The 24,055-nt window shown below is 59.4% G+C and carries 20 protein-coding genes; 8 read left to right on the top strand and 12 right to left on the bottom strand.

What is annotated here, in order from left to right; translation table 11 throughout:
• Window positions 1-80: 80 nt before the first annotated feature.
• The 11 genes from lpxD to rpsB all read right to left on the bottom strand — a co-directional run bounded on the left by lpxD (window position 81) and on the right by rpsB (window position 11,621).
• Entirely contained in the window at window positions 81-1,136 is a 1,056-nt protein-coding gene (gene lpxD / locus ACM6J5_RS19365; protein ID WP_095943879.1) for a UDP-3-O-(3-hydroxymyristoyl)glucosamine N-acyltransferase, read from the bottom strand.
• Window positions 1,137-1,139: 3 nt separating this feature from the next.
• Window positions 1,140-1,643 carry an OmpH family outer membrane protein gene (locus ACM6J5_RS19360; RefSeq protein ID WP_007990260.1) on the bottom strand — a complete coding sequence of 168 codons (504 nt, stop codon included), beginning with the start codon at window positions 1,641-1,643 and terminating at the stop codon, window positions 1,140-1,142.
• 45 nt (window positions 1,644-1,688) lie between these two features.
• The gene (gene bamA, locus ACM6J5_RS19355) at window positions 1,689-4,079 is read right to left on the bottom strand and encodes an outer membrane protein assembly factor BamA (RefSeq protein ID WP_095943878.1); all 2,391 of its coding nucleotides are present in this window, start codon (window positions 4,077-4,079) and stop codon (window positions 1,689-1,691) included.
• Between the two features lie 74 nt (window positions 4,080-4,153).
• Window positions 4,154-5,506 (bottom strand): sigma E protease regulator RseP, encoded by a 1,353-nt coding sequence (rseP, locus tag ACM6J5_RS19350; RefSeq protein WP_414929173.1) that lies wholly within the window; start codon window positions 5,504-5,506, stop codon window positions 4,154-4,156.
• Window positions 5,507-5,559: 53 nt separating this feature from the next.
• Window positions 5,560-6,750, bottom strand: coding sequence for a 1-deoxy-D-xylulose-5-phosphate reductoisomerase (gene ispC / locus ACM6J5_RS19345; protein WP_414929172.1), 1,191 nt, complete (start codon window positions 6,748-6,750; stop codon window positions 5,560-5,562).
• Window positions 6,747-7,553, bottom strand: a complete 807-nt coding sequence (locus tag ACM6J5_RS19340) for a phosphatidate cytidylyltransferase (protein ID WP_414929171.1) — start codon at window positions 7,551-7,553, stop codon at window positions 6,747-6,749. The genes ispC and ACM6J5_RS19340 overlap by 4 nt, the downstream gene beginning before the upstream one ends.
• Complete coding sequence (uppS, locus tag ACM6J5_RS19335; RefSeq protein ID WP_095943874.1) at window positions 7,553-8,308, bottom strand: polyprenyl diphosphate synthase; 756 nt, start codon at window positions 8,306-8,308, stop codon at window positions 7,553-7,555. Before uppS ends, ACM6J5_RS19340 begins: the two co-directional genes overlap by 1 nt.
• A gap of 14 nt (window positions 8,309-8,322) precedes the next feature.
• Window positions 8,323-8,880: a ribosome recycling factor gene (frr, locus tag ACM6J5_RS19330; protein ID WP_042557876.1), complete on the bottom strand. Its 558-nt coding sequence runs from the start codon at window positions 8,878-8,880 to the stop codon at window positions 8,323-8,325.
• Window positions 8,877-9,620 carry a UMP kinase gene (gene pyrH, locus ACM6J5_RS19325; RefSeq protein ID WP_003222124.1) on the bottom strand — a complete coding sequence of 248 codons (744 nt, stop codon included), beginning with the start codon at window positions 9,618-9,620 and terminating at the stop codon, window positions 8,877-8,879. The genes frr and pyrH overlap by 4 nt, the downstream gene beginning before the upstream one ends.
• Window positions 9,621-9,830: 210 nt before the next feature.
• Window positions 9,831-10,694 (bottom strand): translation elongation factor Ts, encoded by an 864-nt coding sequence (gene tsf / locus ACM6J5_RS19320; RefSeq protein ID WP_095943873.1) that lies wholly within the window; start codon window positions 10,692-10,694, stop codon window positions 9,831-9,833.
• 189 nt (window positions 10,695-10,883) lie between these two features.
• Window positions 10,884-11,621, bottom strand: coding sequence for a 30S ribosomal protein S2 (rpsB, locus tag ACM6J5_RS19315; RefSeq protein WP_095189367.1), 738 nt, complete (start codon window positions 11,619-11,621; stop codon window positions 10,884-10,886).
• 371 nt (window positions 11,622-11,992) lie between these two features.
• Between rpsB and map the strand changes: the two genes are divergently transcribed.
• The 7 genes from map (at window position 11,993) to ACM6J5_RS19280 (ending at window position 20,198) form a co-directional block, all read left to right on the top strand.
• A complete protein-coding gene (gene map / locus ACM6J5_RS19310) occupies window positions 11,993-12,775 on the top strand; it encodes a type I methionyl aminopeptidase (RefSeq protein ID WP_008057306.1) in 783 nt (260 codons plus the stop codon).
• A 41-nt stretch (window positions 12,776-12,816) separates the two neighbouring features.
• Window positions 12,817-15,519 (top strand): [protein-PII] uridylyltransferase, encoded by a 2,703-nt coding sequence (locus tag ACM6J5_RS19305; protein ID WP_414929170.1) that lies wholly within the window; start codon window positions 12,817-12,819, stop codon window positions 15,517-15,519.
• A 180-nt stretch (window positions 15,520-15,699) separates the two neighbouring features.
• Entirely contained in the window at window positions 15,700-16,899 is a 1,200-nt protein-coding gene (gene dapC, locus ACM6J5_RS19300) for a succinyldiaminopimelate transaminase (RefSeq protein WP_095943871.1), read from the top strand.
• 102 nt (window positions 16,900-17,001) lie between these two features.
• The gene (locus ACM6J5_RS19295; RefSeq protein WP_007978403.1) at window positions 17,002-17,364 is read left to right on the top strand and encodes an ArsC family reductase; all 363 of its coding nucleotides are present in this window, start codon (window positions 17,002-17,004) and stop codon (window positions 17,362-17,364) included.
• Window positions 17,365-17,396: 32 nt separating this feature from the next.
• Complete coding sequence (gene dapD / locus ACM6J5_RS19290) at window positions 17,397-18,431, top strand: 2,3,4,5-tetrahydropyridine-2,6-dicarboxylate N-succinyltransferase (protein WP_095943870.1); 1,035 nt, start codon at window positions 17,397-17,399, stop codon at window positions 18,429-18,431.
• A 160-nt stretch (window positions 18,432-18,591) separates the two neighbouring features.
• Window positions 18,592-19,797, top strand: coding sequence for an aminotransferase class V-fold PLP-dependent enzyme (locus ACM6J5_RS19285; protein WP_095943869.1), 1,206 nt, complete (start codon window positions 18,592-18,594; stop codon window positions 19,795-19,797).
• Window positions 19,794-20,198, top strand: a complete 405-nt coding sequence (locus ACM6J5_RS19280) for a SufE family protein (protein ID WP_150673044.1) — start codon at window positions 19,794-19,796, stop codon at window positions 20,196-20,198. Before ACM6J5_RS19285 ends, ACM6J5_RS19280 begins: the two co-directional genes overlap by 4 nt.
• Window positions 20,199-20,295: 97 nt before the next feature.
• Here ACM6J5_RS19280 and tcdA read toward each other — a convergent pair whose 3' ends face one another.
• Window positions 20,296-21,108, bottom strand: a complete 813-nt coding sequence (gene tcdA, locus ACM6J5_RS19275) for a tRNA cyclic N6-threonylcarbamoyladenosine(37) synthase TcdA (protein ID WP_414929169.1) — start codon at window positions 21,106-21,108, stop codon at window positions 20,296-20,298.
• Window positions 21,109-21,378: 270 nt separating this feature from the next.
• On the opposite strand from tcdA, the gene ACM6J5_RS19270 reads away from it, so the two are divergent.
• Window positions 21,379-23,970, top strand: coding sequence for a glycosyltransferase (locus tag ACM6J5_RS19270; protein ID WP_414929168.1), 2,592 nt, complete (start codon window positions 21,379-21,381; stop codon window positions 23,968-23,970).
• The last annotated feature ends 85 nt before the right edge of the window (window positions 23,971-24,055 follow it).

The raw sequence follows: 24,055 nt of genomic DNA, 5'->3' as shown, positions 1-24,055 counted from the left end.
GGGCGCGCGACTGGCGCGCGCTCCTCTAGCAAATCAAGGACGCAGTCTAGCGGCTGTGCACACTTGATATGGAAATGGTATCAGCCATCTGATGAAGCTTTACCGCCAGGGGTCACTTCCCCTGCCTGCTTTTCCAGCTGTCGCAAACGTCGCGCGATGTCATCGAGCTGACGCAGACGTGCCGCGCTTTTGCGCCATTCGGCCGCTGGTTGCATCGCCGTACCGGATGAATAAGCGCCCGGCTCGGTGATCGAGTGAGTCACCATGGTCATCCCGGTGATGAACACGTTGTCGCAAATATCGATATGCCCCACCAGCCCTACGCCACCGGCAAGCATGCAGTGCTTGCCGATTTTGGTGCTGCCGGAAATCCCCACGCACGCGGCCATGGCGGTGTGATCACCGACCTGGACGTTGTGGGCGATCTGAATCTGGTTGTCGAGCTTCACACCGTTACCAATGATGGTGTCGGCCAGTGCGCCACGGTCAATGGCGGTATTCACGCCGATTTCCACATCGTCGCCGATCAAAACGCCACCAATCTGGGCGATTTTCTGCCAGATGCCTTTCTCGTTGGCAAAACCGAAACCTTCACCACCGAGTACGGCACCGGACTGAATCACCACACGCTTGCCGACGCGCACGTCGTGATACAAGGTCACGCGCGGAGCGAGCCAGCCACCTTCGCCGATCACACAACGGGCACCGATGAAACAGTGCGCACCAACGGTGGTATCGGCAGCAATATGCACCCCGCTTTCGATGACTGCAAAAGCACCGATACTCGCCGTCGGGTCAACCACCGCATCCGCCGCGATCACCGCCGTCGGATGAACACCGGCAGCCGTTTTGGGCTTGGGATCGAACAAGTGAGAAATACGGGCGTAGGCTGCGTACGGGTCAGGCACCACCAACGCATTACCGGAAAAGCCTTCGGCATCAGCAGCTTTGAGCAACAGGGCTGCAGCCTGACTGCCTGCCAGGTATTTACGATACTGGGGGTTTGCGAGAAAGCTCAACTGAGCTGGGCCAGCCTCCTGCAAGGTGGCTAGCCCAGTAATTGCTTTCTCGGGGTCGCCACGTAGTGTAGCGCCGAGGAACTCGGCCAACTGGCCGAGCTTAATGGTCACGGTCATGGGTTACTTCAGCTGATTCATGCGCTCGATAACCTGGCGGGTGATGTCGTACTGAGGCTTGACATCAATCACTGCGCCACGCTCGAAGACCAGGTCAAAAGCACCTTTCTTGATGACTTCTTCCACAGCGCTGTCCAGTTTCGGCTTGAGCTGCTTCAGCATTTCACGGTCGGCAACGGCTTTGGCTTCGTTCAGTTCCTTGGACTGGAACTGGAAGTCACGGGCCTTTTGCTTGAACTCAAGCTCTAGACGCTCGCGCTCGCCCTGCTGCATTTTGTCGCCACCGGCCATCAGGCGATCCTGAATGCCCTTGGCGCTGCTTTCCAGTGTCTTGAGCTTGGTCAGCTGAGGACCGAACTTCTTCTCGGCATCCACGGCGTATTTCTTGGCCGCGTCGGACTCCAGCAGAGCCATCTGATAGTTCAGAACAGCAATTTTCATGTCGGCGAACGCCGGACCAGCGACCAGTACGCTGGCCAGGAGAACCAATTGAGTCAACTTACGCACGATGCACTCCTACAAAATTCATTGTCGTTATCTTGGGTCAGACGCTTAGAACGTCTGGCCGAGAGAGAATTGGAACACTTGGGTTTCAGCGTCATCCGGCTTCTTGACTGGCATGGCCAGGGCGAAACTCAGAGGCCCCAGCGCGGTGACCCAGGTCACTCCCACACCGACGGAACTGGCCATATTGCTCAGACTGACATCGTTACACTGCGTATTGGACTTCGACGCAGGGTTGGTATTGGTCGTCTGCTCGCACTTGGAGTCGAATACGTTACCCACATCCCAGAATACCGAGGTACGCAGGGATCGTTGATCCTTGACGAACGGCAGCGGGAACAGAACTTCCACACCACCCTGGATCAGGACGTTACCACCGAACGGCAGTGGATCCTGGTCCGGGTCAGCCTGCGTTCCGGCATTGCCCGTTTCGAGTACGCCGCGGCTCGGAGTACTACGCGGCCCCAGTGTACTGTCCTTGAAGCCACGAACCGAGTTGAAACCACCAGCATAGTAGTTTTCATAGAATGGCAAGCTTTCGGTCGAACCGTAGCCGTCGCCATAACCCAATTCGGTGTGCAGGCGCATGGTGTAGTTTTCGCTCAGCGGCTGGAACAACTGACCACGGTAATCGAGTTTGAAGAACGACAAGTCGCTTCCCGGCACGGTGACTTCCGCCGTCAAGCTTTGGGAGTGACCACGAGTCGCCAAAACGCCTTTGTTCAGGGTGGACTCGGACCAACCGGCCGAAGCCTTGAAGTTCAGGTACTTGTCGCCTTCCTGGTTAACGAAGTCGAAGATTTCATCGACGGTGTAAACGCCAGTCTTGATCGTGTCCTGTTGCGCATTCAGGCCGAAGGTCAGACGCGAAGTCTCGCTGATTGGATAACCGACACTCACACCGGCACCCAGGCTGTCCACGGCGTAGCTGGCGACGTCGGTATCGAGCTCATCGTAGTCAGTCGTGCGGTAGAACGCGTTGTAACCCAGGCTCACGCCGTCGGCGGTCCAGTAGGGGTCGACAAAGCCGAAGTTATAGCGGGTCTGGTATTCGCTTTTGGTCAAGCCGACGCTGACCTTGTTACCGGTACCCAGGAAGTTGTTCTGGGTGATCGAACCACCGAGAATCAGACCGGCGCTCTGGGCGAAACCGACGCTGGCGGTAATCGAACCGGAGGCTTGTTCTTCAACGCTGTAGTTGACGTCCACCTGGTCATCGACACCTGGCACGGCCGGGGTCTCGACGTTGACTTCCTTGAAGAAGCCCAGACGCTCCAGACGGGTCTTGGATTGGTCGATCAGGTAGGTCGAAGCCCAGCCGCCTTCCATCTGACGCATTTCACGACGCAGCACTTCGTCTTCGGACTTGGTGTTGCCACGGAAGTTGATGCGGTTCACGTAGGCACGCTTGCCCGGATCGACCGCGAACAGGATGTCTACGGTGTGATCTTCATCGTGGGGTTGAGGCACGCCGTTGACGTTGGCGAAGGTGTAACCCTCGTTACCCAGGCGACGGGTGATCAGCTCGGAGGTGGTGGTCATCAGCTTGCGCGAGAACACCTGGCCTTTTTGCACCAGCAGCAGGGACTTGACCTGGTCTTCAGGGACTTTCAGGTCACCGCTGAGTTTGACGTCACGAACGGTGTACTTCTCGCCTTCGTTGACGTTGACGGTGATGTAGACGTGCTTCTTGTCTGGCGTAATGGAGACCTGGGTCGAAGCGATATCCATGTTGATATAGCCACGGTCCAGGTAGTAGGAACGCAGGCGCTCCAGGTCACCGGACAGTTTTTCACGGGCGTACTTGTCGTCGTTCTTGAAAAACGACAACCAGTTGGTGGTCTTGAGCTCGAACAGGTCGATCAGGTCTTCATCAGGGAAGACCGTGTTGCCCACCACGTTGATGTGCTGGATAGCCGCAACGGTGCCTTCGTTGATGTTGACCTTCAGGCCGACGCGGTTACGCGGCTGTGGCACCACTTCGGTGTCGACGGTAGCCGAGTAGCGACCCTGGGCGACGTACTGGCGTTGCAGTTCGTTACGCACACCTTCAAGGGTGGCACGCTGGAAGATCTCGCCTTCGGCCAGACCGGATTGCTTGAGGCCTTTCATCAGGTCTTCGGTAGAGATCGCCTTGTTGCCTTCGATCTCGATACTGGCGACCGACGGGCGCTCGACTACCGTGATGACCAGGACGTTGCCATCGCGGCCCAGCTGGATATCTTGAAAGAAACCGGTTTTGAACAACGCACGAGTGGATTCCACCAGGCGACGATCGTCCGCCTGTTCACCGACGTTCAACGGCAAAGCACCAAAGACGCTACCCGCGGAGACCCGCTGGAGGCCATTGACGCGAATATCAGAGATAGTGAAGGACTCGGCGTGAACTTCGGCGATCATCAATACGGTGAGAACCGCAGTTAGCAGCAGACGTTTCATGAAGTCCTTTCTTATTCCAACTGGCAATAAACAAACTGCCGCAAAATGCGGCAGATTCGCAATTCAGCGAAGCGTTACAGTCGACCCAGATCATTGACCAGAGCAAGCAACATCACCCCGATCACCAAACTGATGCCGATCTGTATCCCCCAACCTTGCACCCGATCTGACAAGGGACGACCACGCACCCACTCGATCAGATAAAACAACAAATGCCCCCCATCCAGTACTGGAATGGGCAACAAATTCAGAACCCCCAGGCTAATACTCAGATAAGCAAGGAAATTCAGGAAATCAGCGACACCCGACTGGGCCGAAGCGCCCGCCACTTTAGCAATGGTTATCGGTCCACTCAAGTTTTTTACCGAGAGCTCGCCGAACAACATTTTCTTCAGTGAATCGAGGGTCAGCACACTCATGGTCCAGGTGCGTCGAGCCCCCTCGCCAATTGCTGCCAATGGCCCGTAACTGACCTCGCGGATCATCTCCGGCGGCCAGTCGATCGCCTTCACCCCTGCCCCCAAATAGCCGCTGGGTGATTTACTCTCGCCGCGAGCGGCAAGCGTTACCGGGACGTCGATTTGAGCACCGTCGCGCTCAACCCGCAGCATGATTTTGGTATCAGGATGCATACGGACGGTATCGACAACCTGCTGCCAGTCATCCAGCCCACGACCATCTAGCGCCAGCAACCGGTCACCGGTCTTCAGGCCGGCAGCCTTGGCCGGCCCCTTCGGATCGAGTTCAGCCAGGACTGGTGGCAATGCCGGGCGCCACGGACGAATCCCCAACGACTGGATAGGATCAGGCTCATCGGCCCCTTTGAGCCATTTGTCCAGTACAAGTTCACGAGGAGAATCGGTGGTGGAACCCTGTTCGCGCACCATTATCTGCAACTGACCGCTTTCGCCCAGGCGACGCACCAACTGCAGGTTCACCGCCGCCCAGCCGGAAGTCGCCTCACCATCAATCGCCACGATTTCCTGGCCGGGGCTCAAACCTGCCTTGGCCGCAATACTGCCGGACTCGACAGCGCCGATGACCGGACGCACCTGCTCGCTGCCGAGCATTGCCAACACCCAGAAGAACGCCAATGCCAGCAGGAAGTTGGCAATCGGCCCCGCCGCTACGATGGCAATGCGCTGCCGAACGGACTTGCGATTGAAGGATTGATCAAGCTGATCGAGCGGTACTTCACCTTCGCGCTCGTCGAGCATTTTGACGTAGCCGCCCAACGGAATGGCGGCGACGACAAATTCGGTGCCCCGCTTGTCGTGCCAGCGCAGCAAAGGCATGCCGAAGCCTACGGAGAAGCGCAGCACCTTGACCCCACAGCGACGCGCGACCCAAAAATGGCCGAACTCGTGGAAGGTAACCAGCACACCCAGAGCGACCAGGGTGCCGACAATCATATAGAGCGCGCTCATCTACTTTCTCCGCAATCCTATCCGCTGCTGCCTCGGCCAACTATCCGCAGCATTTACCGCCCGTGACGGCTCAACCATTGTCCGGCCAGCAATCGCGCCTTCGCGTCTGCCGTGAACACTGCATCGAGATCATCCACAGCCACTACGGGCTCCAGATTCAGTACTTCCTCGATGATACTCGCGATTTCCAGGTAACGAACCCGCTCGTCGAGAAATGCCGCCACCGCCACTTCGTTCGCCGCATTGAGCATGGCCGGCGCGCTGTTACCCGCTTCGGCCGCCTGACGGGCCAGACGCAAGCAAGGGAAACGCTCTTCATCGGGCGCCTGGAAGTCCAGCCGCGCAATGGCAAACAGATCCAGCGGCGCCACACCCGAATCGATCCGCTCAGGCCACGCCAGGGCATTGGCGATGGGCGTGCGCATGTCAGGATTTCCCAACTGTGCCAGGACAGAACCATCGACATAGTCGACCAGCGAATGAATCACGCTTTGCGGGTGAATCACCACCTCGACCTGCGAAGGTCTGGCATCGAACAACCAGCAGGCTTCGATCAGCTCAAGCCCCTTGTTCATCATGCTGGCCGAGTCAACGGAGATTTTTCGCCCCATGGACCAGTTCGGGTGAGCACACGCCTGATCGGGAGAAACATGCGCCAGCTCGGCCATTGGCGTCTGTCGGAACGGACCACCGGAAGCCGTCAGCAAAATCCGGCGTACGCCGACCGCCTCAAGACCACGGGCATAATCCAGCGGCATGCACTGGAAAATGGCGTTGTGCTCGCTATCGATCGGCAGCAACACCGAACCGCTCTTGCGCACGGCCTGCATGAACAGCGCGCCGGACATGACCAGCGCTTCTTTATTGGCCAGGAGGATTTTCTTTCCGGCCTCGACCGCCGCCAGTGTCGGACGCAATCCGGCCGCACCGACGATGGCCGCCATGACCGTATCGACTTCCGGATCGGAAGCGACCTGACACAAACCCTCTTCACCCGCCAGAACACGGGTCGAAAGGCCTGCCGCATGCAGATCATCCTGCAAGGCGCGGGCAGCTGCGGCTTCAGGCACCACGGCAAATCGCGGCACATGGCGCACGCAGAGCGCCAGCAATTCGCTCAAGCGAGTGAAGCCAGTCAAGGCAAAGACTTGATATCGATCGGGGTGACGAGCGATGACGTCGAGCGTACTCAGGCCAATCGAACCGGTCGCGCCCAGAACGGTAATCTGTTGCGGACGGCTCATGGCGCCGCCATCCACAGCAGTACCGCAAACACTGGAATCGCTGCCGTCAGGCTGTCGATACGATCCAGCACGCCGCCGTGTCCCGGAAGCAGGTTGCTGCTGTCCTTGATCCCGGATTGTCGCTTGAACATGCTTTCAGTGAGATCACCCACCACCGAAATGAACACGATCAGCGCGGCACCGATCAAGCCCTTGAACAGCTCGGCCACCGTCCAGTCGCGCACCAGAGCAACGATTGTGGTAATCACCAGGCTTAGCGCCAGACCACCGTACACGCCTTCCCAGCTTTTGCCCGGACTGACCTGCGGTGCGAGCTTGCGCTTGCCGAAAGCACGACCGGAGAAGTAGGCGCCAATATCGGCACCCCAGACCAGCACCATCACCGCCATGATCAGCCAGTTACCCAATGGGTATTGCTTGATCTGCACCAGACCTTGCCAGGCTGGCAGGAGAATCAACAGGCCGATCACCAATTTGGTGGCCGCAGCGGACCAGTGCTCGCTCGAACGCGGATAGGTCAGCACCAGATACGTCGCCACAGCCCACCACAGCACTGACGCGCCCAACACCCAAGGCGCGAGGCCTGGCAGGATGTACATGAGGAACAGCGCCAGAGCGACCACGGCGGCATAGCCAACGCGGAACGCCTGACCGGCGAAACCCGCCAGACGTGCCCACTCCCAGGCACCAAGGGTCACGACCAGCCCGATAAACAGTGCAAAACCGGAACCCTCAAGCAGGAAAAACCCGCACAGGGCAATCGGCAGCAGGATCAGTGCGGTGATGATTCGTTGTTTAAGCATTAAACCCGGGCTCCAGCCTCGACCTGCTCGCTCGTTTTACCGAAGCGGCGCTGGCGGGAAGCGAAATCGGCCAGCGCATTGCGCATGGCATCGTGTTTGAAGTCCGGCCAGAACAGGTCGGAGAAATACAGCTCGGCATAGGCCAGCTGCCAGAGCAGGAAGTTGCTGATGCGGTGCTCGCCACCGGTGCGGATACACAGGTCCGGCAGCGGCAGGTCGCCCGTGGCCAGGCAGGTCTGCAGCAGATCAGGCGTGATGTCTTCCGGACGCAGGTGTCCGGCCTGGACCTCTCGCGCCAGTCGTTGCGCAGCTTGCGCGATATCCCACTGACCGCCGTAATTGGCGGCGATCTGCAGGACGAATCGATTGGCGCCGGCCGTCATGGACTCGGCTTCACGCATGGCAGCCTGCAACTCGGGATGAAAGCGCGAGCGATCGCCAATGATCCGCAGGCTGATGTTGTTGTCGTTGAGGCGCTTGGCCTCACGACGCAGCGCCTTGAAGAACAGATCCATCAAAGCGCTGACCTCATCGGCCGGACGCTGCCAGTTCTCGCTGGAAAAGGCGAACAGGGTCAGCACTTCGACCTTGGCCTCGGCACAAACTTCAATGACGGCACGTACCGCATCCACGCCCGCTTTATGCCCGGCGACACCCGGCATAAAGCGTTTTTTCGCCCAACGATTGTTGCCATCCATGATGATCGCGACATGGCGCGGCACCGCGGACGGCGCAGTCTGCTTGGTCTTGTCCATTAAAAACTCGACCCTTATACGGCCATCAGATCCGCTTCTTTCTGCTTGGTAGCCGCGTCGATATCGGCTTCAGCCTTGTCGGTGAGCTTCTGGATATCGGCAGCGGCACGACGCTCCTCGTCTTCGCTGATCTCTTTGTCTTTAACCAGTTTCTTCAGGTCGCCCAAGGCATCGCGACGAATGTTGCGCACGGCAACACGAGCGTCTTCGGCAGCACTGCGCGCCTGTTTGGTGAAGCCCTTGCGGGTTTCTTCGGTCAGGGCAGGCATGGAGATCAACAACAACTCGCCCAGGTTGGTCGGGTTGAGGTTCAGGCCAGCGCTCTGGATCGCTTTGTCGACCGCCGCGAGCATGTTGCGCTCGAACGCCACGACTTGCAGGGTGCGCGAGTCCTTAACAGTGATGTTGGCCACTTGAGTGATGGAGGTGTCAGCACCGTAGTACGGCACCATCACGCTGCCCAGAATGCTTGGGTGGGCCTTGCCGGTACGAATCTGACCAAAAGCATGGGCCAGAGAGTCCAGGGATTTCTGCATGCGCTCTTGAGCGTCTTTCTTGATTTCGTTGATCATTGTTGACCTTCCTCGATCAGGGTCCCTTCAGCGCCGCCGTGCACAATGTTCAGCAGGGCGCCGGGCTTGTTCATGTTAAAGACACGCAACGGCATCTTGTGGTCGCGGCACAGGCAAATGGCCGTCAGATCCATCACGCCCAACTTGCGATCCAGCACTTCATCGTAAGTCAGATGATCGAACTTCTCGGCATGCGGGTCTTTGAACGGATCAGCGGTGTAGACACCATCGACCTTGGTCGCCTTGAGCACGACGTCGGCATCGATTTCGATTGCACGCAGGCAGGCTGCCGAATCCGTCGTAAAGAACGGGTTGCCGGTACCGGCCGCGAAAATCACCACGTCCTTGGAGTTCAGGTGACGCATGGCCTTGCGACGATCATAGTGATCGGTCACGCCAACCATGGAAATAGCGGACATCACGATGGCCGAAATGTTGGCGCGCTCGAGGGCGTCGCGCATGGCCAGGGCGTTCATCACAGTGGCCAGCATGCCCATGTGATCGCCGGTGACCCGGTCCATGCCAGCCTTGCTCAGCGCTTCACCGCGGAACAGGTTGCCACCACCGATGACCAGACCGACCTGAACACCGATGCCGACCAGTTGGCCAACTTCCAATGCCATGCGATCCAGGACCTTCGGATCGATCCCGAACTCTTCCGAGCCCATCAGGGCCTCGCCGCTGAGCTTGAGTAGAATGCGTTTATAGCGAGCCTGATAACCACTGCCCTGCTGAGCCATTGCGAATCTCTCCTGCGGCGTATTTTAAAAATTCTTTGCGAGCTGTTTACAGCTGGCGTTCACTCTAGCTTGGCGCTGCTTCAGCGCCATCGGAACACGGCTTTGTAAGCCAGTTCCAAAGGGAAACCAAATAAAAATTGATACCCCATCTGAAAAGAGGCTGCGCGCGTGAGCGGGCAGCCTCTTCTGGGCGACAGTTAAAAAACCGTCTTATTGCTTGGCGGCAGCCAGCTGGGCAGCAACTTCTTCTGCGAAGTTGTCCACTGGCTTCTCGATGCCTTCGCCTACTTTGAAGTAAGTAAAGGAAACGATTTCAGCGCCGGCTTTCTTGGCCAGTTCGCCGACCTTGATTTCAGGGTTCTTGACGAAAGCCTGCTCAACCAGGCTGGCTTCGGCCAGGAACTTGCTGATACGGCCTTTGACCATGTTTTCAACGATATTTTCCGGCTTGCCGGCGATCTTGTCAGCGTTCAGCGTCAGGAACACGCCTTTCTCGCGCTCGATCGCTTCAGCGGAAACTTCCGATGGCAGCAGGAATTCAGGATTGGTAGCCGCTACGTGCATAGCGATGTCCTTGGCCAGCTCAACACTGCCGCCTTTCAGGACAACTGCAACACCGATCTTGTTGCCGTGCAGGTAGCCACCGACAACGTCACCTTCAACGCGTACCAGACGACGGATGTTGACGTTTTCGCCAACCTTGCCGACCAGTACCAGGCGAGCAGTTTCTTGAGCTTCGATCAGCGGAGCAACTTCAGTCATCTTGTCGGCGAACGCTTTTTCAACGCTTGCTGCAACAAATTCCTTGAAGTCGTCCTGCAGGGCCAAGAAGTCGGTCTGCGAGTTCACTTCCAGCAAAACGGCGGATTTACCGTCTTCCTTCAGAGCGATAGCGCCTTCAGCGGCAACGTTGCCGGCTTTCTTGGCAGCCTTGATGGCGCCCGAAGCACGCATGTCATCAATGGCTTTCTCGATGTCGCCGCCAGCCTTGGTCAAGGCCTTTTTGCAATCCATCATGCCTTCGCCAGTACGCTCGCGCAGTTCTTTGACCAACGCTGCAGTAATCTCTGCCATTTCAAAATCCTCTTGGATAGGTTTTCAACCATTCCACCCGATCGAACGGGCGATCAATTCTTCCCGAACCACCCTTGTTAGCTGCCACACGTTACAGATAGAGCAGTGGGCGCCGACAAATGGTTTTCGAGGTGGCAAAAAGGGGGCCAAGCCCCCTTTTTGCTTACTGAGTCAACGCCAGGGCGTCAATTACTCAGCTGCAGCCTGAGTTTCTTCAGCTGCGAACTCTACGGTGCCGCCGCCAACATTGTTGCGACCACGGATGACAGCGTCAGCCATCGAACCCATGTACAGCTGGATAGCGCGGATTGCGTCATCGTTGCCTGGGATGATGTAGTCAACGCCTTCCGGGCTGCTGTTGGTATCGACTACGCCGATAACCGGGATGCCCAGCTTGTTGGCTTCGGTGATCGCGATGCGCTCGTGATCAACGTCGATAACGAACAGAGCGTCTGGCAGACCGCCCATGTCCTTGATACCACCCAGGGAACGATCCAGCTTTTCCAGGTCACGAGTGCGCATCAGCGCTTCTTTCTTGGTCAGCTTGGCGAAAGTGCCGTCTTCGGCTTGCACTTCAAGGTCACGCAGACGCTTGATGGAAGCACGGATGGTTTTGAAGTTGGTCAGCATGCCGCCCAACCAGCGGTGATCGACGTACGGCGAACCGCAACGTGCTGCTTCTTCAGCAACGATCTTGCCAGCGGAACGCTTGGTGCCGACGAACAGAATCTTGTTTTTGCCCTGGGCCAGACGCTCTACGAAAGTCAGAGCTTCGTTGAACATTGGCAGGGTTTTTTCAAGGTTGATGATGTGGATCTTGTTACGCGCGCCGAAAATGTACTTGCCCATTTTCGGGTTCCAGTAACGGGTCTGGTGACCGAAGTGCACACCGGCCTTCAGCATATCGCGCATGTTGACTTGGGACATGATAGTTCCTTAATAAGTCGGGTTTGGCCTCCACGTATCCCAATGACCAACCAGCAGCATCAGCTGAAGGCACCCAGGTCATCGTGTCGACACGTGTGTGGATTTAGGCTTTACGGGACATCCCCGGAAAGCGGCGCATTTTATATCACAAGACAGGGCAAAACGGAACCCGGATTCTGAAATCCTGGCGAGCGCTTCGCTCCTGCCCTTGGAATCCGCCAAGAATGCACCATTCTATAGAGAGAAGCGATGCACACAGGCGCAGATTTGCGCTGATCGTCTGGTAGAATCGCATTTTTCAGGGCCGCGAAGTTCCATCACGCGATGCCCTTTCCGTTTAGAAAGCGCCGCCTGGCGCAGAGAGAGCCTGTATGACCGTCACCCTCAAAACCCCCGAGGATATCGCCAAAATGCGTATCGCCGGCAAACTGGCCGCCGATGTGCTGGAAATGATTGCCGAATACGTCAAGCCGGGCGTTACCACCGATCAACTGAACCAGATCTGCCACGACTACATCGTCAATGAGCAGAAGGCCATCCCTGCCCCGCTCAACTACAAGGGCTATCCGAAGTCGATCTGCACATCGATCAACCATGTGGTCTGCCATGGCATCCCGAACGACAAGCCGCTCAAGGATGGCGACACCCTGAACATCGACGTCACCGTCATCAAGGACGGTTACCACGGCGACACCAGCCGCATGTTCCACGTCGGCACCGTGCCGGTCTGGGCCGAGCGTCTGTCCCAGGTGACCCAGGAATGCATGTACAAGGCGATCGAAATCGTCAAACCCGGCTGCCGCCTGGGCGACATCGGCGAAATCATTCAGAAGCACGCGGAAAAGAACGGCTTCTCGGTGGTTCGTGAATTCTGCGGCCATGGTATTGGCAAGGTGTTCCACGAAGAGCCGCAGATCCTGCACTACGGCCGCGCGGGCACCGGCATGGAACTCAAGGCCGGCATGACCTTCACCATCGAGCCGATGATCAACCAGGGCCGTGCCGACACCAAGGTACTGGGCGACGGCTGGACCGCGATCACCAAGGACCGCAAGCTCTCGGCGCAGTGGGAACATACCCTGCTGGTGACCGAAACCGGTTACGAGATCTTCACCCTGCGCAGCGATGACACCATCCCTCGCGTTTCGGCCTGATCCCACCACCGAACCTCGCCTATAGAAAGGAAAGCCAATCGATGCCGCAGGTGGATCCCGAACTCTTCGACCGCGGCCAGTTCCAGGCTGAACTGGCCCTGAAGGCAAGCCCGATTTCGGCCTTCAAGAAGGCGATCCGCCAGGCCCGTGAGGTGCTCGATACGCGCTTTCGCGATGGCCGGGACATTCGCCGATTGATCGAGGATCGCGCCTGGTTCGTCGATAACATCCTGCAAAAGGCCTGGGAGCAGTTCAGCTGGAGTGAGGACGCCGACATCGCGCTGGTCGCGGTCGGCGGCTACGGCCGTGGCGAATTGCACCCTTATTCCGATATCGACTTGCTGATCCTGCTGGACAGTGCCGACCACGAGGTTTTCCGCGATTCCATCGAGCGCTTTCTGACGCTGTTGTGGGACATCGGCCTGGAGGTCGGTCAGAGCGTTCGCTCGGTCGACGAATGCGCCGTCGAGGCCCGCGCCGACCTGACGGTCGTCACCAACCTGATGGAAAGCCGCACCATCGCCGGCCCCGAGCGTTTGCGCCAGCGCATGCTGGACGTCACCAGCACCGGACACATGTGGCCGAGCAAGGAATTCTTCCTGGCCAAGCGCGCCGAACAAAAGGCTCGCCACCACAAGTACAACGACACCGAATACAACCTGGAACCCAACGTCAAAGGCTCACCCGGCGGCCTGCGGGATATCCAGACGATTCTGTGGGTGGCCCGTCGCGAGTACGGTACCCTGAACCTGCGGGCACTGGCTGGCGAAGGATTCCTGGTCGAGAGTGAAAACGCCCTGCTCGCCTCCTCCCAGGAGTTCCTGTGGAAGGTTCGCTATGCCCTGCACATGCTGGCTGGCCGCTCCGAAGATCGCCTGCTGTTCGATCACCAGCGCACCATTGCCGGGCTGCTGGGCTTCAAGGGCGACGACGCCAAGCAAGCCATCGAAAACTTCATGCAGCAGTATTACCGGGTGGTCATGAGCATCGCCCAGCTCAGCGACCTGATCATCCAGCACTTCGAGGAAGTCATCCTCGCACCGGAAGACGAATCACCACCGCAGCCGATCAACTCGCGCTTCCAGTTGCATGACGGCTACATCGAGGCACGCAACGACAACGTTTTCCGCCGCACGCCGTTCGCCATGCTCGAAATCTTCGTGCTGATGGCCCAGCAGCCGGAAATCAAGGGTGTACGCGCCGACACCATTCGTCTACTGCGGGAAAACCGTCACCTGATCGACGACGACTTCCGCAACGACATTCGCAACACCAGCCTGTTTATCGAGCTGTTCAAGTGCAAGATCGGCATCCACCGTAACCTGCGGCGGATGAACCGTTACGGCATTCTGGGGCGCTATCTGCCCGAATTCGGCTTTATCGTCGGGCAGATGCAGCATGACCTGTTCCACATCTATACGGTCGATGCCCATACCCTGAACCTGATCAAGCACCTGCGTAAGTTGCAGTACACCCAGGTGTCGGAAAAATTCCCGCTGGCCAGCAAGCTCATGGGCAAACTACCCAAACCCGAGCTGATCTACATGGCCGGCCTGTACCACGACATAGGCAAAGGCCGGCATGGCGACCACTCGGACATCGGAGCGGTCGATGCCGAGGCGTTTTGCCAGCGCCATCAGCTGCCAGTGTGGGACAGCCGCCTGATCGTGTGGCTGGTGCAGAACCACTTGGTGATGTCGACCACCGCCCAGCGCAAGGACTTGTCCGACCCGCAGGTGATCCACGATTTTGCCCAGATCGTCGGCGACGAAACCCGCCTCGACTACCTCTACGTACTGACCGTCGCCGACATCAACGCCACCAACCCGACCCTGTGGAACTCCTGGCGCGCCAGCCTGCTGCGCCAGCTCTACACCGAAACCAAGCGCGCCCTGCGTCGAGGCCTGGAAAACCCGGTGGACCGCGAAGAGCAGATCCGCCAGACCCAGAGCGCCGCCCTGGATATCCTGGTGCGCGGCGGCACCGACCCGGACGATGTCGAGCAACTGTGGGCGCAGTTGGGCGATGACTATTTCCTGCGCCACACAGCCGGCGATGTGGCCTGGCACAGCGACGCGATCCTCCAGCAACCGACCGACGGCGGGCCTCTGGTACTGATCAAGGAAACCACCCAGCGCGAGTTCGAAGGCGGAACGCAGATCTTCATCTACGCCCCGGACCAGCACGACTTCTTTGCCGTGACCGTGGCCGCGATGGACCAGCTCAACCTGAACATTCACGACGCCCGGGTCATCACCTCCAGCAGCCAGTTCACCCTCGACACCTATATCGTGCTCGACGCCGACGGCGACTCGATTGGCGACAACCCGGCACGGATCAAACAAATCCGCGATGGCCTGACCGAAGCCCTGCGCAACCCGGACGACTACCCGACCATCATCCAGCGCCGGGTGCCACGTCAGCTCAAGCATTTCGCCTTTGCACCTCAGGTGACGATCCACAATGACGCCCAGCGTCCGGTGACGGTGCTGGAACTGACCGCACCCGACCGCCCGGGCCTGCTGGCGCGGATTGGCACGATCTTCCTGGAGTTCGACCTGTCGCTGCAGAACGCCAAGATCGCCACCCTCGGCGAGCGCGTGGAAGACGTGTTCTTCATCACCGACGCCAACAATCAGCCGTTGTCCGACCCGCTGCTGTGCAGCCGCCTGCAGGATGCCATCGTCGAACAACTGAGCGTCAATCAGGAACCTGATATCAAACTGTCGCGCATCAACATCTGAATCAACCGACCCCTATCCGGGGGGCGAACCTGCCCTTTGTAGGAGCCGGCTTGCCAGCGAAGGAATCAAAAGCGCCACGTTTACCCGGTAAGCAAGCGTTTTCGTTGACGCCCATCGCTGGCAAGCCAGCTCCTACAGGAACCAGGGTTTGCCCGCTCCTACACCGAACGAGATACATCGATGAACAACGCTCTGTCCCAGCTCCAGCCCTACCCGTTCGAGAAACTCCGTGCCCTGCTCGGCAGCGTGACGCCCAATCCGGACAAGCGTCCGATCGCGCTGTCCATCGGCGAGCCGAAACACCGTTCGCCAAGCTTTGTCGCCGAGGCCCTGGCCAACAATCTGGAAAAAATGGCGGTGTACCCGACCACACTCGGCATCCCGGAGCTGCGTGAAGCCATTGCGGCATGGTGCGAGCGTCGCTTCGGTGTTCCGAGCGGCTGGATCGACCCGGCGCGCAACGTGCTGCCGGTCAACGGCACCCGCGAGGCCCTGTTTGCCTTCACCCAGACTGTGGTCAACCGTGGCGATGACGCGCTGGTGGTCAGCCCGAACCCGTTCTACCAGATCTACGAAGGCGCGGCGTTCCTCGCCGGGGCCAAGCCGCATTACCTGCCATGCCTGGACGAAAACGGCTTCAACCCGGATTTCGACGCCGTATCGCCGGACATCTGGAAACGCTGCCAGATCCTGTTCCTGTGCTCGCCCGGCAACCCGACCGGCGCCCTGATCCCGGTCGAGACCCTGAAAAAGCTGATTGCCCTGGCCGATGAACACGATTTCGTGATCGCCGCGGACGAGTGCTACAGCGAACTGTATTTCGACGAACAAACCCCGCCGCCTGGCCTGCTCAGCGCCTGCGCGGAACTGGATCGCAAGGACTTCAAGCGTTGCGTGGTGTTCCACAGTTTGTCCAAGCGCTCCAACCTGCCGGGCTTGCGCTCAGGTTTTGTCGCGGGCGATGCCGACATCCTCAAAGGCTTCCTGCTTTATCGCACCTACCACGGCTGCGCGATGCCGGTTCAAACACAACTGGCCAGTGTTGCTGCGTGGAATGACGAGGTGCACGTGCGCGCCAACCGGGCGCTGTATCGCGAGAAGTTCGATGCGGTACTGGAAATCCTCAGCCCGGTCATGGACGTACAGCGGCCGGATGGCAGCTTCTACCTGTGGCCAAATGTAGCCGGTGACGACGCCGCCTTCTGCCGTGACCTGTTCGAGCAGGAGCACGTGACCGTGGTGCCAGGTTCTTATCTGTCGCGGGATGTAGATGGCGTCAACCCGGGTGCCGGGCGTGTACGCATGGCACTGGTGGCGCCGCTTGCCGAATGTGTCGAAGCTGCCGAGCGGATTCGCGCATTCATCCAGCGCCGCAAATAACCCCGCCGCCGCTCAGGTCCAGGTGTTGCTTCACCTGGCCGGGTTTGGCCATGGCATAATCCGACACCGTTTAAACCCAGCACCTGTAAAGGGGGCGATTCCTTGACCGTTTCAAGCAAAACGTTGCACCTTTTCGGCATCAAAGCCTGCGACACCATGAAAAAGGCGCGCACCTGGCTCGATGAACACGCTGTCAGCTATGACTTTCATGATTACAAGGCGGTCGGTATCGACCGTGAACACCTGACCCAATGGTGCAGCGAGCACGGCTGGGAAGTGGTGTTGAACCGTGCAGGCACGACCTTTCGCAAGCTCGACGACGAACGCAAAGCCGATCTCGACCAGACGAAAGCCATCGAACTGATGCTTGCACAACCCTCGATGATCAAGCGCCCGGTGCTCGATCTCGGTGACCGAACCCTGATTGGCTTCAAGCCAGATATCTACGCGGCCGCGCTCAAGTAAGCAGCCCGTTCAATTTTGTTAGAGGTATACACATGTCCACTACCCTGTTCAGCCTGGCCTTCGGCGTCGGCACTCAAAACCGTCAAGGCGCATGGCTGGAAGTGTTCTACGCCGCCCCGGTACTCAAGCCTTCGGCTGAAGTCCTGGCCGCTATCGCACCGATCCTGGGCTACACCGAAGGCAATCAGGCTATCGCGTTCAGCACCGCCCAGGCCTCGCAACTGGCTGAAGCGCTCAAAGGCGTCGACGCTGCCCAGGCTGCCCTGCTGACCCGCCTGGCCGAGAGCCACAAGCCGCTGGTTGCCACCTTGCTGGCTGAAGACACCCAGTTGTCGTCCACCCCTGAGGCCTACCTCAAGCTGCACCTGCTGAGCCATCGCCTGGTCAAGCCACACGGCCTGAACCTGGCCGGGATCTTCCCGTTGCTGCCAAACGTGGCCTGGACCAGCCAGGGCGCGGTCGACCTGAGCGAGCTGGCCGAACTGCAACTCGAAGCCCGCCTGCGCGGCGAGCTGCTGGAAGTGTTCTCGGTGGACAAGTTCCCGAAAATGACCGACTACGTGGTTCCGGCCGGCGTGCGTATCGCTGACGCTGCGCGTCTGCGCCTGGGCGCTTACGTGGGCGAAGGCACCACCGTGATGCACGAAGGTTTCATCAACTTCAACGCCGGCACCGAAGGCCCGGGCATGATCGAAGGCCGCGTATCCGCTGGCGTATTCGTCGGCAAGGGTTCGGACCTGGGCGGTGGCTGCTCGACCATGGGCACCCTGTCGGGCGGCGGCAACATCGTGATCAAGGTCGGCGAAGGCTGCCTGATCGGCGCCAACGCCGGTATCGGTATCCCGTTGGGCGATCGCAACACCGTCGAGTCGGGCCTGTACGTGACCGCTGGTACCAAAGTGGCGCTGCTGGACGAGAACAATCAATTGGTCAAAGTGGTCAAGGCCCGTGACCTGGCCGGCCAGCCGGACCTGCTGTTCCGTCGCAATTCGCAGACCGGTGCCGTGGAATGCAAAACCCACAAATCGGCCATCGAACTGAACGAAGCGCTGCACGCTCACAACTAAGCAGCACACGAGTTCACCTGTAGGAGCGAGCCTGCTCGCGAAAAACGTAAGGGCAACGCGTTTATCCAAATAATGCGCGTTATCGTTCACGTCCATCGCGAGCAGGCTCGCTCCTACAGGGGTCCGGTGTACACCCGCCCAAGTTCACAGGGCTGAACACATGATGATTCTCTCTCCCTGGCGTGCCGATTTTCCGGCCATCGCCGCCCTGCAACGGCAAGACCAGACCTATCTGGACAATGCCGCCACCACGCAAAAACCTCAAGCCCTGCTCGATGCCCTGGCGCACTACTACGCCAACGGCGCGGCCAACGTGCATCGGGCGCAGCATTTGCCCGGCGCCCACGCCACCCAGGCGTTCGAGGACAGCCGCCGCAAAGTCGCGCAATGGCTCAATGCGGGCGATTGCGGGCAAATCATCTTTACCCACGGCGCGACGTCCGCGCTGAATCTCCTGGCCTATGGCCTGGAACATCTTTTCAATCCAGGCGACGAGATTGTCATCAGCGCCCTGGAGCATCACGCCAACCTGCTGCCATGGCAGCAACTGGCGCACCGTCGCGAGCTGAAACTGGTAATCCTGCCGCTGGATGCCGACGGCGTGATCGACCTGGAAGCCGCGGCTGGTCTGATCGGCCCGCGCACACGTCTGTTGGCCGTCAGCCAGTTGTCCAACGTGATTGGCGCGTGGCAGCCGCTGCCAGAGTTAATGGCACTGGCCAAGGCACACAACGCCCTGACCGTGATCGACGGCGCCCAGGGCGTGGTCCATGGCCGCCACGACGTGCAAGCGCTGGGCTGCGATTTTTATGTATTTTCCAGCCACAAGCTTTATGGCCCCGATGGCCTGGGCGTGCTGTTCGGGCGCAATGCAGCGCTGCAACAGCTACGTCCCTGGCAGTTTGGCGGCGAAATGGTGCTGGATGCCAATTACCACGACGCACGCTTTCGCCCGGCACCGCTGGGCTTCGAGGCCGGGACGCCTCCGATTGCCAGTGTAATCGGCCTGGGAGCGACCCTGGATTACCTTGCCGGGCTCGATCAGGACGCGGTGTCCGCCCATGAAGCGGCGTTGCATGCCACTCTGTTAAAGGGCCTTGAGGCGCGAAATGGCATTCGCCTTCTGGGCAAGCCGCAAGTGGCGCTGGCCAGTTTTACCGTCGAGGGTGTGCATAACTCCGATCTCGCGCATTTGCTGACCGAACAAGGGATCGCGGTGCGTGCCGGCCATCATTGCGCCATGCCACTACTCAAACGCTTCGAACTGGCCGGAGCGATTCGGGTGTCGTTGGCGTTGTACAACGATTCCGAAGACCTGGAGCGGTTCTTTGAAGCCCTGGATCAGGCGCTGGAGCTCTTGCGATGAACTTGCCCGCCGATGCCGTGACGGCACTGGACACCTTTCAGAAAGCGGCCGGCTGGGAACAACGCGCACGCCTGTTGATGCAATGGGGCGAGCGTCTGCCGGCCTTGAGTGATGCGCAGATGTGTGATGCCAATCGGGTGCACGGCTGTGAAAGCCAGGTGTGGCTGGTGGGTGAATTGCACGATGGCCATTGGCAGTTCAACGCCAACAGCGATGCACGCTTGATTCGCGGGTTGGTGGCATTGCTGCTGGCGCGGGTCAACGGGTTGTCGGCGGCTGAGTTGCAGCAGGTGGATTTGCCGGACTGGTTCAATCAACTGGGGTTGGGGCGGCAGTTGTCCGAGTCTCGTAGCAATGGTTTGAATGCAGTCCTACAGCGGATGCGGGAGTTGGCTCAATAGAGGGGCTGCTTCGCAGTCCATCGCGAGCAGGCTCGCTCCTACAGGATCACCGAAATCACCGTGGGCCTGCTCGCGATGGGGCCATCAGCCTTACAGATCAGGCCTGCGGCTTGACCCGCTCCGCCGGCCGCCGCACACCCGCCACAATCTTGTCCACAGCCTTGGTCGCCGCGACCATGCCGAAGGTCGCCGTCACCATCATCACCGCGCCAAACCCACCGGCACAGTCGAGCTTCACCCCATCCCCGACAAAACTCTTCTGCAAGCAAATGCTGCCATCGGGTTTCGGATAGCGCAGTTGCTCGGTGGAAAACACGCACGGCACGCTGTAATGGCGGGTCACGGTGCGTGAGAAGCCATAGTCGCGGCGCAGCGTGGAACGCACTTTCGACGCCAACGGATCGTTGAACGTGCGATTGAGGTCGCAGACCTGGATCAACGTCGGGTCAATCTGCCCGCCCGCACCGCCGGTGGTGATGATCTGGATCTTGCGGCGCTTGCACCAGGCGATCAGCGCGGCCTTGGCGTTGACGCTGTCGATGCAGTCGATCACGCAGTCGATGTTCGGCGTGATGTACTCGGCCATGGTGTCGCGGGTGACGAAGTCAGGCACCGCGTGCACCGTGCAGTCCGGGTTGATCCCGCGCAGACGCTCGGCCATCACCTCGACCTTGGGCTTGCCCACCGTGCTGTCCAGCGCGTGCAACTGGCGGTTGGCGTTGCTGACGCAGACGTCGTCGAGGTCGAACAGCGAAATCTCGCCCACGCCACAACGGGCCATGGCTTCCGCCGCCCAGGAACCGACACCACCGACGCCGACGATCGCCACATGGGCCGCGCGCAGGCGTTCAAGGCCTTCGATGCCATACAAACGGGCGATGCCAGCAAACCGCGGATCTTCTGTACTCATGACCATTACCCCAAAAACCGGCGCGCATTATAGGGCCGTCGGCGCGCAAGAGCATCATTGCGCTATGAACGGGCAACATCCACGAAAACCACATCGAACAAAGATTTGTCCTACACGCTCTAACGAAAGAACTTAAACCGACTTGGATTGCCCAATGTCAGGCAATTCCCTGTTCGCTGTACGACCAGAGAATGCCCGGTGTAGGATGCGCGCCCCTTGGCGACCGCCAACCGTTCCTTCGTTCCACAGTCTTTGGAACCCGAAATAACTATGTCATCGCGTAAATTTGGACTCAACCTGGTCGTGGTGCTCGCCATCGCTGCCTTGTTTACCGGCTTCTGGGCGCTGATCAACCGCCCGGTCACCGCCCCCAACTGGCCTGAACAGATCTCCGGCTTCTCGTACTCGCCATTCCAGCAGGGCCAGTTCCCGCAGAAAGACCAGTTCCCGACCGACGATCAAATGCGTCGCGACCTGGAGATCATGAGCAAGCTGACGGACAACATCCGCATCTACTCGGTCGATGGCACCCTGCAAAACATCCCGAAGCTGGCGGAAGAGTTCGGCTTGCGGGTCACCCTGGGGATCTGGATCAGTCCGGACCAGGAACGCAACGAACGGGAAATCACCCGCGCCATTGAAATCGCCAACGCCTCGCGCAGCGTGGTTCGCGTGGTGGTCGGCAACGAGGCCATTTACCGCAAGGAAATCACAGCCCAGGAACTCAGCGTCATGCTCGATCGCGTGCGCGCTGCGGTGAAAGTGCCGGTGACCACGTCCGAACAGTGGCACGTGTGGGAAGAACACCCGGAACTGGCCAAGCACGTCGACCTGATCGCCGCGCACATCCTGCCTTACTGGGAATTCATCCCGATGGACAAGGCCGGGCAGTTCGTCCTCGACCGCGCCCGCGACTTGAAGAAGATGTTCCCGAAAAAGCCGCTGCTACTGTCCGAAGTGGGCTGGCCGAGCAACGGCCGCATGCGCGGTGGCGCCGATGCCTCACCGGCAGACCAGGCGATCTACCTGCGAACGCTGGTCAACAAGCTCAACCGTCAGGGCTTCAACTACTTCGTGATCGAAGCGTTTGACCAGCCGTGGAAAGCCAGTGACGAAGGTTCCGTCGGCGCCTATTGGGGTGTGTTCAACGCCGCACGCCAGCAGAAGTTCAACTTCGAAGGCCCGGTCGTTGCGATTCCGCAATGGCGGGTACTGGCGGTCGGCTCCGTGGTACTGGCGCTGTTGTCCCTGACCCTGCTGATGATCGACGGCTCGGCCCTGCGCCAGCGTGGCCGTACCTTCCTGACCTTCACCGCGTTCCTCGGTGGCTCGGCACTGGTGTGGATCGGTTACGACTACAGCCAGCAATACAGCACCTGGTTCAGCCTGACGGTAGGCTTCTTGCTCGCCCTCGGTGCGCTCGGGGTGTTTATCGTGTTGCTGACCGAAGCCCACGAACTGGCCGAGACCGTCTGGACCCACAAACGCCGGCGTGAATTCCTGCCCGTGGTAGGCGATTCTGACTACCGACCGAAAGTCTCGATCCACGTGCCCTGCTACAACGAGCCGCCGGAGATGGTCAAACAGACCCTCAACGCCCTGGCCAACCTCGACTATCCGGATTTCGAAGTCCTGATCATCGACAACAACACCAAGGATCCGGCGGTCTGGGAACCGGTGCGCGATTATTGCGAAACCCTCGGCCCGCGCTTCAAGTTCTTCCACGTGGCACCGCTGGCCGGCTTCAAGGGCGGCGCACTGAACTACCTGATCCCGCACACCGCCAAAGATGCCGAAGTGATCGCAGTGATCGACTCCGATTACTGCGTGCACCCGAACTGGCTCAAGCACATGGTGCCGCACTTCGCCGACCCGAAAATCGCCGTGGTGCAGTCGCCACAGGATTACCGCGACCAGAACGAAAGTACCTTCAAGAAGCTCTGCTACGCGGAATACAAGGGCTTCTTCCACATCGGCATGGTCACCCGCAACGATCGTGACGCGATCATCCAGCACGGCACCATGACCATGACCCGCCGCTCGGTGCTCGAAGAGCTGGGCTGGGCCGACTGGTGCATCTGTGAAGACGCCGAACTGGGCCTGCGGGTATTCGAAAAAGGCCTGTCGGCAGCGTACTACCACACCAGCTACGGCAAGGGCCTGATGCCCGATACCTTCATCGACTTCAAGAAACAGCGTTTCCGTTGGGCCTACGGAGCGATCCAGATCATCAAGCGCCACACCGCCAGCCTGCTGCGCGGCAAGGACACCGAGCTGACCCGTGGCCAGCGTTACCACTTCCTCGCGGGCTGGTTGCCGTGGGTCGCGGACGGCATGAACATCTTCTTCACCGTCGGCGCGCTGTTGTGGTCGGCGGCGATGATCATCGTGCCGCAACGGGTCGATCCGCCGCTGCTGATCTTCGCAATCCCGCCATTGGCGCTGTTCGTGTTCAAGGTCGCCAAGATCATCTTCCTCTACCGTCGTGCGGTCGGGGTCAATTTGAAGGATGCCTTCTGCGCGGCGCTGGCCGGTCTGGCGTTGTCCCACACCATCGCCAAAGCAGTGCTGTACGGCTTCTTCACCAGCAGCATTCCGTTCTTCCGTACGCCGAAGAATGCCGACAACCACGGCTTCTGGGTGGCGATTTCGGAAGCCCGGGAAGAGATGTTCATCATGCTGCTGTTGTGGGGCGCTGCCTTGGGGATCTTCCTGGTGAACGGCATGCCGAGCAACGACATGCGCTTCTGGGTGACCATGCTGCTGGTGCAGTCGCTGCCATACCTGGCGGCGTTGATCATGGCGTTCCTGTCGTCGCTGCCGAAACCGTCGGTCGAGACTGAAACGGCACCAGCGGTCTAAATCTCTACGGATGCACTAAACGGCGGCCAATGGTCGCCGTTTTGCTTTAAGATAAGCGCCATTTTGCGGGGCTTGGCGTGATACC

This window comes from Pseudomonas sp. IT-P74 (assembly GCF_949768175.1).
GTDB lineage: Bacteria > Pseudomonadota > Gammaproteobacteria > Pseudomonadales > Pseudomonadaceae > Aquipseudomonas.
Note: the sequence above shows the minus strand (reverse complement) of the source record. Positions and strands in the feature narration are given on the sequence as shown.

Excerpts from the sequence above, each read along its gene's own strand:
- dapC (WP_095943871.1), top strand. The coding sequence starts at position 15,700 with ATGAACAACGCTCTGTCCCAGCTCCAGCCCTACCCGTTCGAGAAACTC.
- frr (WP_042557876.1), bottom strand. The coding sequence starts at position 8,880 with ATGATCAACGAAATCAAGAAAGACGCTCAAGAGCGCATGCAGAAATCC.
- map (WP_008057306.1), top strand. The coding sequence starts at position 11,993 with ATGACCGTCACCCTCAAAACCCCCGAGGATATCGCCAAAATGCGTATC.
- tsf (WP_095943873.1), bottom strand. The coding sequence starts at position 10,694 with ATGGCAGAGATTACTGCAGCGTTGGTCAAAGAACTGCGCGAGCGTACT.
- pyrH (WP_003222124.1), bottom strand. The coding sequence starts at position 9,620 with ATGGCTCAGCAGGGCAGTGGTTATCAGGCTCGCTATAAACGCATTCTA.
- rpsB (WP_095189367.1), bottom strand. The coding sequence starts at position 11,621 with ATGTCCCAAGTCAACATGCGCGATATGCTGAAGGCCGGTGTGCACTTC.
- lpxD (WP_095943879.1), bottom strand. The coding sequence starts at position 1,136 with ATGACCGTGACCATTAAGCTCGGCCAGTTGGCCGAGTTCCTCGGCGCT.
- tcdA (WP_414929169.1), bottom strand. The coding sequence starts at position 21,108 with ATGAGTACAGAAGATCCGCGGTTTGCTGGCATCGCCCGTTTGTATGGC.
- ACM6J5_RS19270 (WP_414929168.1), top strand. The coding sequence starts at position 21,379 with ATGTCATCGCGTAAATTTGGACTCAACCTGGTCGTGGTGCTCGCCATC.
- ACM6J5_RS19280 (WP_150673044.1), top strand. The coding sequence starts at position 19,794 with ATGAACTTGCCCGCCGATGCCGTGACGGCACTGGACACCTTTCAGAAA.
- dapD (WP_095943870.1), top strand. The coding sequence starts at position 17,397 with ATGTCCACTACCCTGTTCAGCCTGGCCTTCGGCGTCGGCACTCAAAAC.
- ACM6J5_RS19285 (WP_095943869.1), top strand. The coding sequence starts at position 18,592 with ATGATGATTCTCTCTCCCTGGCGTGCCGATTTTCCGGCCATCGCCGCC.
- bamA (WP_095943878.1), bottom strand. The coding sequence starts at position 4,079 with ATGAAACGTCTGCTGCTAACTGCGGTTCTCACCGTATTGATGATCGCC.
- ACM6J5_RS19305 (WP_414929170.1), top strand. The coding sequence starts at position 12,817 with ATGCCGCAGGTGGATCCCGAACTCTTCGACCGCGGCCAGTTCCAGGCT.
- ispC (WP_414929172.1), bottom strand. The coding sequence starts at position 6,750 with ATGAGCCGTCCGCAACAGATTACCGTTCTGGGCGCGACCGGTTCGATT.
- rseP (WP_414929173.1), bottom strand. The coding sequence starts at position 5,506 with ATGAGCGCGCTCTATATGATTGTCGGCACCCTGGTCGCTCTGGGTGTG.
- uppS (WP_095943874.1), bottom strand. The coding sequence starts at position 8,308 with ATGGACAAGACCAAGCAGACTGCGCCGTCCGCGGTGCCGCGCCATGTC.
- ACM6J5_RS19340 (WP_414929171.1), bottom strand. The coding sequence starts at position 7,553 with ATGCTTAAACAACGAATCATCACCGCACTGATCCTGCTGCCGATTGCC.